The organism is Proteus terrae, from assembly GCF_003144325.1.
Lineage (GTDB): Bacteria > Pseudomonadota > Gammaproteobacteria > Enterobacterales > Enterobacteriaceae > Proteus > Proteus terrae.
In genome coordinates, this window is sequence record NZ_PENS01000006.1 from 102775 (window position 1) to 119454 (window position 16680).

Sequence of the window (16680 nt, forward strand, 5' to 3'; positions counted from 1 at the left end):
GGTTCCTTTAACCAAAGAGGGATAAAACATGATTTATCACCGCAGCATAAGCAATAGGCTGTGCCTGATGGGCATTATGACCAGCATGCGGGATAGTCGTTAATGGCAGCGAATATTGCTGCGCAATAGATTGAAATTTATTATCTTTTTCACCACAAAGCCAAATAAATGGCAAAGTGAGTTGCTGTAATTCTGTAACAAGCCAAGGCTGATTACCTAAAGAAAGTGTTTCTAAACTTTCTGCAATACAAAAACCCGCATTACGGCAACGTTTTTCAACGAATAACTGGCGTTTATCATCACTTAAATCGGCAAATACCGGTTGCTGATACCACTGTGTTAATACGTCTCTGATAGGCTCATTACGAAAACGTTCAGCCCAGCGTTTATCATGTGCAAGGCGGCTTTGTCTTTCCGTTGCATCATATAACCCCGGATTTCCGCCCTCCACAATCAATCCCATTAATCCTGTAGTATCGCCAAAACACGCGTGATACATAGAGATTCTGCCACCTAACGAGTAGCCAATTAACCAATAATGGTTAATACCTTGCTCTTTAAGTGTGTCTGTTAGCAATGCACTAACTTCAACAAAATCTTTCGCACTGATAGAAGCAGAACCACCATGACGAGGCAAATCAATCACAAGTGATGGATATTCATGGCAAGCCTGGATCACAGGCTCCCATTCAGAACCTTCACCTAATAGCCCATGCAACCAAACTAACCAAGGCCCTTCATTATGGGTATTATATCGCTGACATGCTAAAGTCATGAGATGTTACCTGTTTTACCAGCTGATTTAATGTTTTTGCACCATCAGTATCATCAACAATTAATTCAATTAATGTCGTTGTTGGCGCCCCTGTCCAGCACGCCTGAACAGTCGTTAACAGTGCATCCCAATTTGTTGGTGATACATAATGCAAGCCAAACATTGCGGCTGCATGTTTGAAATTTAATGAGTGAGGCATACAGTAAAAACGTTCTCGTTCTGCCTCTGGCGTTGGTAGCATTGAGAATATTTGCCCACCGTTATTATTCACTACGATAATAACATTAGGCGCATAGACTTGTTGATGCAACGCTAGACTATTTAAATCATACAGTGCTGATAAATCGCCTAATATTGTTAATGTTGGCTTTTCTGTTGCACGATGAACACCCGCAGATGTTGAAATCAAACCATCAATACCACTCGCACCTCGATTGCTCATCACAGGATAACCTTCAGGCAACTGAGCAAATGCATCGATTAATCGTACTATCAGACTATTGCCAACAAATAACTGCCCATCATTAGGAAGTAATTTATCTAATCGGTGCGCAACCTGTGCTTCACCGAAATAATCCGTTATTTCACTGACTTTTTGATAGGTTTGTTTGGCTATATTAGTTAATACATTTGTCCACGGTGAATTATCAACCGCAGGATGTGCCGTTAACCACTGCATCGGTGGTAATGTAAATTTCTCACCTTGATGATGACCAGGATCTAATCGTCCCGGAATAGGATCAATAATCCAATACGTTTTTGGCGAACATCCTACTTGCCATTGTAATAAGCGTTTGCCTGTTAAACTTGAACCAAATTGAATAACGATTTCAGCTTTATTTAATTCTGATTTTATCTGTGGATTATTCAACCATAAATCGGCACAAGGTAACGGTTGCCCAGTTTGTGATAATACATCACCCAATAAAGGCCAACCTAATTGTGAAGCCCATTTTGCGACTTCAACACCCTCTTCTGGGCTAATACGTCCTGCAATAACTACACCTTTTTTTTGACGCAATGCATTCCACTGAGAATGCATAGTGGCAGAGGTAAAAAGTGTTTCTTGTAGCCACGGTTTATCACTTTGCCACCAATCCCCTAAAGCTTCAGTCCATGGAGTCGATGTTTCAACATCATCACCATATAAAGGTTCTGCAAAAGGGCAATTGACGTGTAATGCACCATGAACCAATGTATTCATGGCATTATCAAGGGTAGAAACTAACCAGCTTGCAGAAATATCTGCTGTTGGCCTTGGTAACGAGAGTGTCTGTGAAGGATGCGTTGCAAAAATACTTTGCTGGCGAATAGCTTGGTTTGCACCACAATCAATTAATTCGGGCGGTCTATCCGCGGTTAAAAAGACAACACGCTCACCCGTTAATCCGGCTTCAATTAACGCAGGATATAAATTGGCAACGGCGGTTCCCGATGTCACGATCACAGCGACAGGCTCTTTAGTTGCTTTTGCGAGACCCAAAGCTAAATGACCAAGACCACGCTCATCAAAATGCGTATGGCAGACTAATTTTTGATTGGCAGCCGCCGCAAGTGTTAAAGGGGTCGAACGAGATCCGGGGGCAATACAGATATGGCGTAAGCCATGACGAGTCAAAGTTTCGAGTATAACTTTAGCCCATTGGCGATTAAACGAACTATTAGACATTGATCATCCCAACAACGAAAACCTGCAATTGCTATTATAATATCTGTTCCTAAATACTTTTCCTTAGCCTAGTTCAATGAACAGAAGTTTTCGTTAAATAAATCGTTAAAGAAAACACTCAAAAAGTGCATTATTTAGGCTAATCATCCACTCTATTTTCAATGAGCTCTTTTTTATCGTTAAGAATAGGAATAAATAGCGCTAGTGTTCTAAAGGATAGCATCAATTAGTTAACAATTAGCAGTGGTTATTTGAAGAGTAGCACTAAATAACTGACTTTAAAAAACTACTCATCAAATTTTGATTATTTCGCTGGTATTATTTATTCAAACTGAGATTATCTGTAAGAAATTAATTCTCTTTTTCCAGCAATGTGCGTAAACCTGCCGCTTTATTTTCGATTTCAGTCCACTCTTGCTGAGGATCAGATCCTGCAACAACTCCTGCACCAGCGTATAAAGTCAATGCATCATCGTGCAACTCACCACAACGTAAACTGACCGCAAATTCGGCATGAGGGAGAGATAAATATCCCGCAGAGCCCGCATACCAACGGCGCTCAAAAGGTTCATGCTTACGAATAAATGCACGCGCGACACTTCTTGGTAAGCCACATACGGCTGCGGTTGGCTGTAATCGCTTTAAGCAATCGATGTCATCAGAGTCAATTAATTTACCATGTATATAGCGACGAAGATGTTGCACTTTACGCAACCGGATAACATCCGCGGGTGAAACATCAATACCGTCAACTCCACCTTGTAATCGTTGGCAAATATCATCAACTACAACCAGATTTTCATGTTGATTCTTCTTATCATTCATCAACCAATCTGCAAATTCAGTAGCTTGTTGCTCGTTATCAGAACTCGCGACTGTACCCGCTAACGCTTCGGTATAAAGCATCAACTCATCACGCTTATATAATCTTTCTGGGGTTGATCCCATAAATGCATCTGAAGGTGAAAACGCCAGCATATAGTGATAGCAATGATGATTAACATCACGGCTCGCTTTCATAAATTGGATCGCTTTCAGCGGGTTATCTAGAGTTAAGCATGTCGCTCTTGCAGGGACAACTTTTTCAAATAAACCTTGGCTAATTTCATCTAAGGCAATATTGAGATAGTGAGTCCACTGCTCTTGCGTTAAAGAGTGATTAACATGAGTAACAGAAACAGAAAGCGGTTCAATTTCTACAGCTTGATTTAATGTTTGCAGAAAATCCAATGTATTTTGCTTATCACCTTCATCCAACATATTTAGATGAACAGAAAGCTGTTGCTGGTGGCGCCTAATCTCAATGCGAGGCAAAAAAAGGTAGGCATCATCGCCTTTTATTTTATCAATGCGGCCTGGAATAATGGTATCCCATGCATTTAAGCCCCAAATACGCACATCATCACTGTCTGCATCACAATGATGTAAACCTAAAAATTGGCAAGCATCTTGAATATGATTAAAGCAGCGTAATTGCCCACAAGCGGCGACTTCTTCATGCTCATCGCGATGTTGCCAATAAAATTGGGGATAATGCGACTGTGCAGCAAGCCATGAGAGCAATGAAAATGAAACCTCTGATGGCAAGGTGACTTTCAAATGTAAAAGATTACCTTGTGCTGTCAGATTTATATTTTTAACTTTTTCGTACAGTGTCGAAAACACAGGATTAACCTTTTCCACTCCAAATACCCACAACTAATTAAAAGGAAGATTATACGTCTCTATACAAATTATCAAAGGGTTGATTAATTATAACCTTTGTCATTTATCAAAGTTTTGTATTTTTCATGTTACAAAGTAGATGTATTAATCTAAAAACTTAAATCGTGAACAAATCATTTTAAGGCTGAACTGTATAGGCGAAAAACATTATACATAAGAGGGGTTATATGGATACAACCATCTTTGAACAAGTAGATAAATTTATCGAAGTGCCCGATGTTCCTAAAGTTGCACTCAGTTTAATATTAGGAATAGATATCGAAAATGGCCGATTACCGGGAATTGTAACTGCTCCTGATTTAATTAAGATAAAATCTTATATTAATAAAGCGCTTTCACTTCCTTACAAATTAGATGATGTAATAGATTTTATTGGTTACAACCAAATAAGCATACAACAACTTTTACCAGAAAGCATTTTATCTCTTTTTATCAAAATACGAGAGCATGCCTTAGAATGGAATAAGATAGAATATTCAATAAAACAACAAGCAATTGATTTAGAAATTATTGGTAGAGAGATTACTTCTACAGGTGAAAATATTATTTCATTTATTAATCAAATGCCGTTACTTACTAAAATATCAACAACCATGCATGATCTTTCTGAGCAAGAGTTAGCCAACATCAAATATACCTCTCAAGATAAACAAGTTTCCATTCAACTTATTCATATATTAGAAAGTATGAAAGAAGATATTGAAACTGAGCGAGATAAAACACTTAAATTAAAAGAGAACTTATCCACGTTCAGAAGTAAAATTATGGGTGAAAAAGACAGTAAAAATGTAACTCATCACTCTATTTATCATGAAATTCTTAATAAAAAGAGACTCATTAATGAATTTTATAATAAAAATAATCCTCTATTAAGTGATGAACGTAATTTACTGATTGAAGATATTTCAATACTGAAAGAAGAATATAAAAACTATGTTATCCTTGCTTTTACAGGGCTTGCTGCGGGCATTATCGGCGTTATTATTACTGGTGGAATTTTTGGTTCAAAAGCTGAAAATATTCGTAAAAAAAGAAATCAATTAATTGATAAAGTAAAAAGCCTCAATAAAGAGATAGATATTTACACCAACCTATCACTACATTTAAATTCACTTTATATTGAACTGGAAGAGATACAACAACTTATCGAAGATACAAATATGGCACTAGAGCATATTGAATATGTTTGGCAAGCCATATTAACGGAAATAGAAGCATCAATTAATAATTTCAACAAAATAAACAATGCATTAGAACTTATTAAGTTTAGTATTTATCTAGAAAAAATCATTTCACCTTGGTATATGGTAATTGGTTATTCAAAAGAGATCTTAATCTCTTTCGATAATGCTCTCTCTTCTTTTTACTCCTCAAATTAACAAAGGGAATTGTTATGAATAATAATGAAACTCACATCATCTCAGAAATATCTTTTGAACATAATAAACTCTTTCATGCATATAAAAACATTCTTCACTTAAGTAATAATAAGTGTTATATGAATAATGATTTTGACAATGAGCTAACCTTATTCTTAGAGAAAAACAATAAAAATATTGAGAGTATCATTTATTTTTCTCTAGTATTAAAAAGTCGATTAAGACAAAAATTACTTAATAATACATTTAAAACCATTAATGAAATTGATGAAGAGATAAAAAAGGAAACTCTTGATGTAGAGTTAAAATTAAAACTGGAAGTAGAAAAAAAAGAGATCATAGATCTATATCTAAACGAGATAAACGAAACAAGCACTATAATTAGTGAACATAATTTATTTCTATCAATGGAAATAAAGCGACTTAAAAAACATTTTATCACTCATAAGGTCACACCCTTTATCACTGATAAAAAGGATTTTATTAACCAACTAACAAAAAACATTTCAACTTTAGAGATAGATTCAGAAAAAACGAAGCAAGAACTGAATATCATTCGAGAAAGTGAAGCGCTTCTAAATAAAAGATATTTTCTCAACCTCTTCAAAAGTTCTATTCCGTCAAAGTCAGAAATAGAAGAACTCAATATTGAACCTAACGAGAAAAACCTGTTATCTTCATTGATAGAAATACTTAATAATTTATTTTCAACCTTAAATCATGGTTTTTCTTATACTAAAATCGTTGAAACTCGTCACCAATTAACGGCAAATTACCTAGAGCAAATTAAACAACTCAACCAATTAAGAAACAAAAAGCAAAATGCCCTATTTGTTCTAAAACACTACTATAAACTAATTGATATCGACTATTACCTAAGAGTTTTTATTGAACAATTAGAACGATTAAACAAATATTGGAATAATATTAATTTACAATTTTACGAGCTAAAAAATAATATTTTATTAACAGAAGATATTATTATCCCTCTATTTTCATTCTTAGATGATTTCTCTCTATATTACGATACTTCAGAAAAGATAAACAGTAATACACCTTAGCTAAAAAAACGGCTCTATAATAAAGAGCCGTTTTACTACCTTATTATCTAATAATATCGATTAATTTACTGCTGGAGCAATAATCGCAAAATTAGTTAATTCAATAAGTGGTTGTGGCCATACACCTAATGCAATAACAACAATTGCACAGATTAGTGCAACAAATGTTGCCATGTTTTGTGATGTTGTTGAAATAGCTGGAGTGTTGTCATTGTCAGGTTTACGTAAGAAGACAATAGCCGCAGCACGTAGGTAGTAGAATAAACCAATAGCACTACCTAACACAACCATACCTGTTAACCACCATAAGCTTGAGCTGATACCTGCAATGATGACATATAGTTTACCAATGAAGCCTAATGTAATTGGTACACCTGCCAGTGATAACATCATCAGCGACATCACCACCGCAACCACAGGACGACGCCAGAATAACCCGCGGTAATCTTCCAGTGAATCCATTTCGCTCTCACGATAAGGACTTGAAGCTACTGCAATAGCACCAAACGCCCCTAAGCTTGCAAACAAGTAACCTGCTAAATAAATTTCAGCTGTTTCTTGTGCTAATACAGGACTGTATTGCAATACAATTAATGCCACTAGCAGATAACCAAGGTGCGATACTGAAGAGTAACCCAGTAAGCGCTTCACGCTCTTTTGCGTTAACGCCATGATGTTACCAAATAAGATAGAGGCAATTGCCATGAAACCTAAGATCATTCGTAAGGTTTCACTATCCGCAGCGGGTGCTTCAAGGAATAAACGCATAACAACAGCAAAAATACCAATCTTACTTGCTGTCGCTAAGAACGCGCCAGTTGGTGCTGGTGCGCCTTGGTAAACATCGGGTGTCCACAGTTGGAATGGGAATAAAGATAATTTAAAGCCAATTCCCACTAACATCATACCTAAACCTGCGAGTACTAATGGTTTATGGATATTACTATCACTTAAACTCTGTCCCATTGCGGTAAAGGAGAGGTTTCCTGCTTCTGCATAGAGAAGTGCCATGCCAAACAGTAAAAAAGAAGATGCAGCTGCTGAAAGCAGCATATATTTAATACCTGCTTCCAAAGAAGGACGTTGTTGGAATGCATAACCGATAAGACCAAACAGCGGTAATGTCAGTAATTCAATACCAATAAACATCGATGCGAAGTGGTGAGCCGAAGAGAGTAAAATCCCCCCAATGACCGCAATCGCAATCAGCAAATAAAATTCTTCTTTGTTATCTTGATAGCCTTCTAACCAAGGATAAGCAAAAGCTATAGTTCCAATACCAGAAAGGATCACTAGCGCGGTAAAGAAGCTAGAGTATCCATCAACATGGTAAAGCGTGGTAACGTCCACTACGCCTAATGCATTAACGTAATAGAGTGATCCCAGCGCAATGATGAAACCCGTTGCTGTCAAAGTGGCAATAGTAAAATGATCGCGTCGCCACGCAATGGACAGCATCACAACCACCACCGTCAATCCGACGATCAATAGCGGTAGCATTGCGATCAATTGTTCAGGAGTTATTGTCATGGCGAATTACGGCCTTACTGTTGAAATAGAAGCGGAATACCAAGTCTGGAGATTTTCCATCGCTGATATTGATGTGTCTAATACTGGTTGTGGGAAGAAGCCTAAGATAACCAGTAAAACAACCAATGTGATCAGGATAAAGAACTCTCTCAGATCTAACCCTTTATAGGTTCTTTCAGCTGCTTTCGGTGAACCATAGTAAGCTTGTTGCATCATCCACAATGCATAGACAGAAGCAAAAACTAAACCAAAGACCGAAATAATTGTAATCAGCTTAAAGTGACCATAAGTACCAAACAGGATCATAAACTCACCAACGAAGTTACCTGTTCCCGGCATACCTAAAGAAGCAACCGCAAAGAACAATGAAAACGCTGGTAAGAAGCGGATGCTTTTCCACAATCCACCCATTTGGTTCATATCACGCGTACCTAAACGCTCATACAGCATGCCACACATGATAAATAGACCTGCTGCTGACAAACCATTGGTGATCATTTGAATAATCGCACCTTGGTAAGCCAATACAGAGCCGGCATAAATCGCAATTACGATAAAGCCCATGTGAGAAATACTACTGTAAGCCGCAAGACGTTTGATATCTGTCTGACGAAATGCCAGTAATGCTGCATAGAATACAGTAATTAAACCTAACCACATCGCCACCGGAGCCAGTAACGCTGATGCTTCTGGGAAGAGCGGTAAGTTAAAACGTAATAGACCGTAAGCCGCTGTTTTTAGCAAAATACCTGATAAGTCAACAGAGCCTGCTGTTGGCGCTTCTGCGTGAGCATCCGCTAACCAACCATGTACAGGAACAATTGGCATTTTCACTGCAAATGCAGCAAAGAAACCTAACATCAGAATAAATTGTAGTTCAGAGCTTAAAACAGTATGTGCTTGTAATAAGGTATCGTAATTAAATGTCCAAATACCTGTTTCACGGTAGAAAGCCACCGCAAGACCGATAATGGCCAGCAACATTAACAGGCCACTTGCCTGTGTATAGATAAAGAATTTTGTTGCTGCACTAACGTGTTTTTTATCGCTACTTCCTTTGTGTCCCCATAAAGAAATCAGGAAATACATTGGGATCAACATCATTTCCCAGAAGAAGAAGAATAAGAACAGGTCAGTTGCTAAAAATACCCCCATCACACCTGCTAAGATCCACAGCAGATTAAAATGGAAAGCACCTTGTGATGGCTGATTTTCACTCCACGATGAAAGTACCGCTAAGATACCTAAAATCGCAGTTAATACAGTCATCAGCAATGACATACCATCAAGTGCAAATTGGATATTAATCCCTAAAGCAGGTATCCACGGCACAAAGTAATACTCTGTCCAGCGTGGCGCTCCATCAGCACTAAGTAGTTGATAATCGCCCTGCAACCAAAGTTGCACAGAAATAACAAGTGTTAATCCCATCGTCAGCAACGCAACCCAGCGAGGGACTTGCGAGCCGATTCGTTCAGCCTGCCAACTTAGCAGGCCACCGATGAAGGGAATAAGTATTAGCCAGGGTAATAACATGGCGCAATGTGTCCCTTAATTAAACCAGAAGCAGCAGAGCGATGACCAGCACTGCACCTAAACCGAGAGAAGCCGCATACCAACGTGCTAATCCATTCTCACTGAAACTTAATCCTTTATTGGTGCCTTTAAGCAGACAACCGAATAAATTAAAGAATTGGTTAACAGGATCATTTTGGATAAGCCACGCCGCCCCTTTATAAGGTTTGACAAACAGCACTTCATACAGCGCATCGAATCCCCAAGCATGGAACCACCATGTTGAGAAGAAACGACCTGTACGAGTATTGGCAACCTTAGAAACACATTGACGCTGTTTCAGGTATAACCATGCTGCAATGGCAACGCCTACTATCGCTACCACACCAGAAAGAATTTCTAACACATATTTACCATCGTGCGATGCATTTCCTTCAGGGAAAACTGCACCTAGCGGTTGAGTAATTAACGCACCGATAAATGTTGATAACAGTGCTAATACCGCTAATGGGAAAGTATGAGTAAACCCTCTAACTTGGTGTGCTTCGGTTTTGGTTTCACCATGGAATACGATGAAAATCAAACGGAAGGTATAAAGTGACGTAAATAACGCGCCAACTAAACCTGCAAGCATTAAGTTAAAATGCCCGTTTGAATACGCACCCCATAAGATTTCATCTTTACTGAAGAACCCTGCTGTTAACAGCGGTAATGCCGCTAATGCGCCACCACCAATTAGGAAACAAGCATAAACAAATGGGATCTTCTTACGTAACCCGCCCATCTTAAAGATATTTTGTTCGTGGTGGCAGGCAACAATCACCGAGCCAGCTGATAAGAACAGTAATGCTTTAAAGAAAGCGTGTGTCATTAAGTGGAAAATTGCCGCATCCCATGCTTGAGCGCCTAAAGCCAAGAACATATAACCAATTTGGCTCATGGTTGAATAAGCAAGAATGCGTTTGATATCTGTTTGTACTAAAGCTGCAAAGCCCGCTAACACTAATGTGACTGCACCGATAATGCCGACCAATTCCAGTACTTCTGGTGCCATTAAGAATAGTGCATTGCTGCGTGCGACTAAGTACACACCCGCCGTGACCATGGTTGCGGCGTGAATTAATGCAGATACAGGTGTTGGACCTGCCATTGCATCGGCTAACCAAGTTTGTAATGGAAGCTGTGCTGATTTACCTACTGCACCGCCTAATACCATCAACATTGCCCAGTTAATAACGCTTGAGCCCACGGCTAATTGCTCAGGAGCAAGTACTGCCATTTCACGGAAACTCAATGTACCTAATTGGTCAAACAGGATAAACATACCGATAGCTAAGAACACATCACCGATACGCGTTACGATAAACGCTTTCATCGCCGCTGCGCCATTAGCAGGATTGCTATAATAGAAACCAATTAATAGGTAGCTACATAGACCAACCCCTTCCCAACCCATATACATCAGCATCATGTTATCAGCCAGTACTAAAACAACCATACTTGCGATAAATAAGTTGGTATAAGCAAAGAAGCGAGAATACCCCTCTTCTCCACGCATATACCACGATGCATACATATGAATAAGGAAGCCAACACCGGTAATAACACCCAGCATAGTTAATGAAAGACCGTCAAGAACCAGAGTGAATGGAATATTAAAATTTCCTGCAGACATCCAGTTCCATAAAGTCAGAACATACGTTTCTTGCCCATTGGCAAAGAAATCCATACCAGCCCAAAGTGCAACTAAAGCCGATAAACCAACCGAACCAGTACCAATCCATGCTGATACGTTTTCAGACCAACGACCACGTGAGAAAGCGAGCAGTAAAAATCCCAGCAGTGGTAGCAGAATGGTTAAATAGAGTATATTCATCCGCGCATCTCACTGACTGTATCGATATTGATATTTTGGCGATGTCTATGAAGCTGTAACAACAATGCCAGACCAATACTTGCCTCTGCCGCTGCCAAGCTGATTGCCAGAATATACATTATCTGACCATCCGTTTGACCCCAAAAGCTACCACCGACAACAAATGCCAGTGCAGCCGCATTAATCATAATTTCTAGTCCGATCAACATAAACAACAGGTTGCGGCGAAGTACTAAGCAGGTAAAACCTAACACAAACAGTACCGCAGCCAAGATCAAACCATGTTGAAGAGGTATCATTTTTGCTCCCCTGCGTTTTCGTTTTCGACGAGATCGTCATGGCTCTGATCACGACCAATGTGATAAGCAACTATTAACCCTGACAATAAGAGAACAGATGCTAACTCAACAGCCAGAATATAAGGCCCAAATAAGCTAATACCGACCTCTTTCGCACCAATTATTTCTCCAGTAATTTCACCGTGAGTGACACTACTAATTGCATAAATAAGCACGATTAATAACATCAGAGATAAAAGTGCTGGCCCAATCCAAAACTTCGGTTGTAGCCACTTTCTCTCTTGATCAACGACGGATTTACCTAAGTTGAGCATCATCACCACGAAAACGAACAACACCATAATGGCGCCAGCGTAAACGATGATTTCTAATGCACCTGCAAAATAGGCGCCCAGCGAGAAAAAAACCACAGAGAGTGCAATCAATGAAATCACTAAGTACAACAATGCGTGTACTGGATTGGTATGAGTGATAACTCTCAATGTTGCAAGGATGGCAATCAGCCCCGCGATGTAAAATGCAAATTCCATGAATATCGCTCCTTACGGTAACAGGCTTTTGACATCGATAGGTTTAGCTTCATCATCTGCATCACCTTTGTCTTTGCCGTTAATCGCCATACCTGTTTTACGGTAAAAGTTATATTCAGGATATTTGCCGGGCCCAGAAATTAACAGATCGTCTTTTTCATAAACCAGATCCTGACGCTTAAACTCACCCATTTCGAAATCAGGCGTTAATTGCAGTGCCGTTGTTGGGCAAGCTTCTTCACATAAACCGCAGAAGATACAACGAGAAAAGTTGATACGGAAAAATTCCGGATACCAACGACCATCTTCATGTTCTGCTTTCTGTAATGAAATACAGCCAACTGGACAAACTGCTGCACACAAGTTACAAGCAACACAGCGCTCTTCACCATCGGGATCACGCGTCAATACAATACGTCCACGGTAGCGTGGTGCAACATTGACAGGTTCTTCCGGGTACATCTGTGTTTCACGTTTGGCGAAGGCGTGTAAGCCAATCATCCAAATGCTTCGTACCTGGGTGCCGAAACCAGTCAATAACTCTTTTAAAGTCATGGTTCAATCACCCCTTATTGAGCGTTGTAAAGTATCACTGCAGCAGTTACCAGCAGATTGATAAGAGTTAACGGTAAGCAAATTTTCCAACCAAAAGACATCACTTGGTCGTAACGCGGACGCGGTAACGAAGCACGAATAAGGATGAACATCATCATGAAGAATCCTGTTTTCAGTGCAAACCAAATAAACGACGGTAAGAAAGGACCTTGCCAACCACCAAAGAATAACGTCACGATAAGACCTGATACCGCAACGATCCCGATATATTCACCAACAAAGAACAGACCAAATTTCATACCGGAATATTCAATGTGATAACCATCAGCAAGCTCTTGCTCTGCTTCTGGTTGGTCAAATGGATGACGGTGACAAACAGCAACCCCAGCAATCGCAAACGTAATAAAGCCAAAGAATTGTGGAATGACATTCCACATATTCGCTTGTGAGTTTACGATGTCAGTCAGGTTAAAAGAGCCCGCTTGTGCAACAACCCCTAGGATTGAGAGTCCTAAGAACACCTCATAACTTACGGTTTGTGCTGATGCACGCATTGCACCTAACAGTGAATATTTGTTATTACTTGACCAGCCTGCAAATAACACGGCATACACCGCAATACCTGCAACCATCAAGAAGAACAAAATACCAATGTTTAAGTCAGCGACAACCCATGTTGAGCTAACAGGTACAATTGCAAATGACAGCAGTAAAGATGAAAACGCAATCACTGGCGCAATGGTGAAGATAAAGCGATCAGCAAATTTCGGGATCCAGTCCTCTTTAAAGAACATTTTGATCATATCCGCAATTAACTGTGCTGAACCTGCATAACCTACACGGTTAGGCCCATAACGGTTTTGGAATAACCCCAGTAAACGGCGTTCCCCCATACTCATAAAAGCACCACAAGTGACCACGACAAGCAAGATCACGACGGCTTTTAAAACGGTGAGTAAAATCTCTGTAACTTCAGGAGATAACCAGCTCATTATGCAATACCCCGCAGTTGACGAACCGATACACCCACCAGCGATGGAGAAATACCGGCCATACCTAACGGCAAGCCGATTTGACCTTGAGTCAGGTGAGTACTGATTTTCACAGGTAAGGTGAATTCACGGCCTTCGTAAGTAAACATCGCTTGCTGACCTTGAGTTAACGCTAATGCCTGTGCATCAGATTCACTCAATGTTAAATAAGCCGTTTCCATACGAGATTGGATAACTTCAGCGCGTTGTGATAACTCTTCACTACCAAATAAACGGTAGCAAGGTGCGACAGTCCATTGATTTTTCTGTGCATTAAATGGCGCAGGAATATCAGTGAAATAGCCAAGCGTATTATCACCACATTCAATTAGACGCACACCAGGATCGCCAAAGCGTAAGCTACCACCCACTTCGGCTTGGAATTTATTCCATGCTTGAGGTGAGTTCCAACCCGGTGCCCATGCAAATGGAATTTGCTGACGAGGTGCTGTTGGGCTGTTATTGCCTTCCATTGAGAACGCAAATGGAGTGTCGATATCTTTTGGTTGACGCTGTTCATGAACAGACACATTTGCCAACATAGAAGTACGGCCGCTATAACGATGCGGTTCACGAGCCAGTTTCTGTCCACGAATACGGAATGATGCATTCGGAGCAGCATAAACAATGCCTGCAAACTGAGGAAGACTGGTTGCACAATGCTCAATAACACTGTCTAACTGTGTCCAATCCAGTGTTCTTTCATGCCATTGTGAATCAACCGCACTTAACCAACGCCAGCTTTCATGCATCACGACTTCTTTGTTATAAAAAGAAGGTTCGAAAACTTGGAAGTAACGTTGTGCTCTACCCTCTTGACTCACCATTGTTCCATCGCTTTCAGCAAATGAAGAAGCAGGGAGAACAAGATGTGCTTTCGCCATAATGTCTGTTTGCTGGTGGTCGATAACAATAACGTTATCTACTTTAGCAATCGCATCGTCAATCACGTCTGCATCGTAGTGGCGATATAAATCGTTTTCCATTACAACAACAGTGTTAGTTTGACCACTACGCATCATTTTTAATGCATCATCAAGTGGTTGTGCATTCATCATGGCAAGCCCCATGCTGTTTGCATCATCAGCAACGAAAGAAAGCCCTACTTCATTACCTTTTGCTTTTAATGCAAACGCAATGTTAGCAGCTGCTTTGATAACGTCTTCGCTACCTGCATGACTACCACTGATAATTAATGGTTTCTTCGCTTGAGAAAGTGCTTGAACAACCATCTCGATATGTTTATTCAGCGCTTCATCAATGCCATCAACTGCAGGTGCTTCACCGTTAATGTTATTGGCAATCGCAAAACCTAAACGCGCTTGATCAACAACCGGTGCGCGGTAACTCCATGCAGCAACATCATCGAGGCGGGTTTCATCAACATGAGTGACAAACAGCGGATATTTTGCACGTTGCCCGATATTCATAATCGCAGCAATTTGCCAGTCAGCGACTTTTTGAGCTGCTGCCATTTCACGTGCTTTACCTTTCACGGCTTGACGTACAGACAATGCCATACGAGCACCGGTTTGTGTTAAATCTTCACCTAACACTAAAACAGCATCGTAATCTTCAATTTCACGCAGAGATGGGGTATGAACGCCACCTTTTTGTAAAATATCTAACATTAAAGTCAGTCGTTTTTGCTCTGATGCCGAGATACCACTATAGAAGTTTTCAGCACCAACAACTTCACGTAATGCGAAGTTGCTTTCAATGCTTGCACGCGGGGAACCAATACCCACGATACGCTGACTTTTCTTCAGCATATCCGCAGCAGCTTGAGTTGCTTGAACAGCGTTAATTTCTAACCAGTTACTGCCTAAACGTTTTTTAGGCTGACGAGGTCTGCTTGCTAAATTCACATAGCCATAGCCAAAACGACCACGGTCACACAGGAAATAGCGGTTTACAGTCCCGTTATAACGGTTTTCAATACGACGTAATTCACCATAGCGTTCACCAGGGCTGGTGTTACAACCCATGCTACAACCTTGGCAAATACTTGGTGCAAACTGCATATCCCACTTACGGTTATAGCGTGATGAGTGAGTTTTATCAGTGAACACACCTGTCGGACAAATTTCAACTAAGTTACCCGAGAATTCGCTCTCTAATGTTCCATCTTCAACGCGTCCAAAGAATACGTTGTTATGTGCACCAAAGACGCCCAGATCAGTACCATCGGCATAGTCTTTGTAGTAACGAACACAGCGGTAACAAGCAATACAACGGTTCATTTCATGAGAAATAAACGGTCCCAGATCTTGGTTTCTATGTGTACGCTTCGTAAAGCGATAGCGACGCATAGTATGACCTGTCATTACCGTCATATCTTGAAGGTGGCAGTTACCGCCTTCTTCACAAACTGGACAGTCATGAGGATGGTTTGTCATATACCATTCAACAACGCTTTCACGAAATTTCTTCGCTTCTTCGTCATCAATAGAGATAAACGTGCCATCAGTCGCCGGTGTCATACAAGACATCACTAAACGACCTCGGGTATCCTCAGCATTTTGATACTGCTTCACCGCACACTGGCGGCAAGCGCCAACGCTTCCCAGCGCTGGGTGCCAGCAAAAATAAGGAATATCTAAGCCTAAATTAAGACAGGCTTCTAACAGGTTATCAGCCCCGTTAACTTCATATTCTTTGCCGTCTACATGAATCGTAGCCATAGTCAGCATGCTTCCCAAAGGCCTGCACAGCAGGCGTTAAACCTAGAATGT

The 16680-nt window shown here is 40.3% G+C and carries 13 protein-coding genes; 2 read left to right on the plus strand and 11 right to left on the minus strand.

Annotation, left to right across the window (positions count from 1 at the left end; genetic code table 11):
• Nucleotides 1–7 precede the first annotated feature (7 nt).
• The 3 genes from menH to DK857_RS06740 form a co-directional block, all read right to left on the minus strand.
• Nucleotides 8–775 carry a 2-succinyl-6-hydroxy-2,4-cyclohexadiene-1-carboxylate synthase gene (menH, locus tag DK857_RS06730; RefSeq protein ID WP_109401831.1) on the minus strand — a complete coding sequence of 256 codons (768 nt, stop codon included), beginning with the start codon at nt 773–775 and terminating at the stop codon, nt 8–10.
• Complete coding sequence (gene menD / locus DK857_RS06735; protein ID WP_109401832.1) at nt 750–2444, minus strand: 2-succinyl-5-enolpyruvyl-6-hydroxy-3-cyclohexene-1-carboxylic-acid synthase; 1695 nt, start codon at nt 2442–2444, stop codon at nt 750–752. The genes menH and menD overlap by 26 nt, the downstream gene beginning before the upstream one ends.
• Before the next feature lie 351 nt (nt 2445–2795).
• Nucleotides 2796–4127, minus strand: coding sequence for an isochorismate synthase (locus tag DK857_RS06740; RefSeq protein WP_109401833.1), 1332 nt, complete (start codon nt 4125–4127; stop codon nt 2796–2798).
• A 209-nt stretch (nt 4128–4336) separates the two neighbouring features.
• Between DK857_RS06740 and DK857_RS06745 the strand changes: the two genes are divergently transcribed.
• Both DK857_RS06745 and DK857_RS06750 read left to right on the plus strand, forming a co-directional pair.
• A complete protein-coding gene (locus DK857_RS06745; protein ID WP_109401834.1) occupies nt 4337–5548 on the plus strand; it encodes an alpha-xenorhabdolysin family binary toxin subunit A in 1212 nt (403 codons plus the stop codon).
• A 14-nt stretch (nt 5549–5562) separates the two neighbouring features.
• Nucleotides 5563–6609, plus strand: coding sequence for an alpha-xenorhabdolysin family binary toxin subunit B (locus tag DK857_RS06750; RefSeq protein WP_109401835.1), 1047 nt, complete (start codon nt 5563–5565; stop codon nt 6607–6609).
• A 60-nt stretch (nt 6610–6669) separates the two neighbouring features.
• On the opposite strand, the gene nuoN is transcribed toward DK857_RS06750, so the two are convergent.
• From nuoN to nuoG, 8 genes are read right to left on the minus strand one after another with little or no spacing between them, the layout of a single operon-like run.
• Entirely contained in the window at nt 6670–8139 is a 1470-nt protein-coding gene (nuoN, locus tag DK857_RS06755; protein ID WP_109401836.1) for an NADH-quinone oxidoreductase subunit NuoN, read from the minus strand.
• A gap of 6 nt (nt 8140–8145) precedes the next feature.
• A complete protein-coding gene (nuoM, locus tag DK857_RS06760; RefSeq protein WP_109393059.1) occupies nt 8146–9675 on the minus strand; it encodes an NADH-quinone oxidoreductase subunit M in 1530 nt (509 codons plus the stop codon).
• Nucleotides 9676–9694: 19 nt separating this feature from the next.
• Nucleotides 9695–11530 (minus strand): NADH-quinone oxidoreductase subunit L, encoded by a 1836-nt coding sequence (nuoL, locus tag DK857_RS06765; protein WP_109401837.1) that lies wholly within the window; start codon nt 11528–11530, stop codon nt 9695–9697.
• On the minus strand, nt 11527–11829 hold the full coding sequence (nuoK, locus tag DK857_RS06770) for an NADH-quinone oxidoreductase subunit NuoK (RefSeq protein WP_023581731.1): 303 nt from the start codon (nt 11827–11829) through the stop codon (nt 11527–11529). The genes nuoL and nuoK overlap by 4 nt, the downstream gene beginning before the upstream one ends.
• The gene (gene nuoJ / locus DK857_RS06775) at nt 11826–12359 is read right to left on the minus strand and encodes an NADH-quinone oxidoreductase subunit J (protein ID WP_109401838.1); all 534 of its coding nucleotides are present in this window, start codon (nt 12357–12359) and stop codon (nt 11826–11828) included. Before nuoJ ends, nuoK begins: the two co-directional genes overlap by 4 nt.
• A gap of 12 nt (nt 12360–12371) precedes the next feature.
• On the minus strand, nt 12372–12914 hold the full coding sequence (gene nuoI / locus DK857_RS06780) for an NADH-quinone oxidoreductase subunit NuoI (protein ID WP_006533299.1): 543 nt from the start codon (nt 12912–12914) through the stop codon (nt 12372–12374).
• Between the two features lie 14 nt (nt 12915–12928).
• A complete protein-coding gene (gene nuoH, locus DK857_RS06785) occupies nt 12929–13906 on the minus strand; it encodes an NADH-quinone oxidoreductase subunit NuoH (protein ID WP_006533300.1) in 978 nt (325 codons plus the stop codon).
• Nucleotides 13906–16638 carry an NADH-quinone oxidoreductase subunit NuoG gene (gene nuoG / locus DK857_RS06790; protein ID WP_109401839.1) on the minus strand — a complete coding sequence of 911 codons (2733 nt, stop codon included), beginning with the start codon at nt 16636–16638 and terminating at the stop codon, nt 13906–13908. The genes nuoH and nuoG overlap by 1 nt, the downstream gene beginning before the upstream one ends.
• Nucleotides 16639–16680 lie beyond the last annotated feature (42 nt).

Bases quoted from the DNA above. Each gene is read 5' to 3' on its own strand.
- DK857_RS06745 (WP_109401834.1), top strand. From the start codon at position 4,337: ATGGATACAACCATCTTTGAACAAGTAGATAAATTTATCGAAGTGCCC.
- nuoN (WP_109401836.1), bottom strand. From the start codon at position 8,139: ATGACAATAACTCCTGAACAATTGATCGCAATGCTACCGCTATTGATC.
- nuoJ (WP_109401838.1), bottom strand. From the start codon at position 12,359: ATGGAATTTGCATTTTACATCGCGGGGCTGATTGCCATCCTTGCAACA.
- DK857_RS06750 (WP_109401835.1), top strand. From the start codon at position 5,563: ATGAATAATAATGAAACTCACATCATCTCAGAAATATCTTTTGAACAT.
- menD (WP_109401832.1), bottom strand. From the start codon at position 2,444: ATGTCTAATAGTTCGTTTAATCGCCAATGGGCTAAAGTTATACTCGAA.
- nuoM (WP_109393059.1), bottom strand. From the start codon at position 9,675: ATGTTATTACCCTGGCTAATACTTATTCCCTTCATCGGTGGCCTGCTA.
- menH (WP_109401831.1), bottom strand. From the start codon at position 775: ATGACTTTAGCATGTCAGCGATATAATACCCATAATGAAGGGCCTTGG.
- nuoG (WP_109401839.1), bottom strand. From the start codon at position 16,638: ATGCTGACTATGGCTACGATTCATGTAGACGGCAAAGAATATGAAGTT.
- nuoL (WP_109401837.1), bottom strand. From the start codon at position 11,530: ATGAATATACTCTATTTAACCATTCTGCTACCACTGCTGGGATTTTTA.
- nuoI (WP_006533299.1), bottom strand. From the start codon at position 12,914: ATGACTTTAAAAGAGTTATTGACTGGTTTCGGCACCCAGGTACGAAGC.
- nuoH (WP_006533300.1), bottom strand. From the start codon at position 13,906: ATGAGCTGGTTATCTCCTGAAGTTACAGAGATTTTACTCACCGTTTTA.
- nuoK (WP_023581731.1), bottom strand. From the start codon at position 11,829: ATGATACCTCTTCAACATGGTTTGATCTTGGCTGCGGTACTGTTTGTG.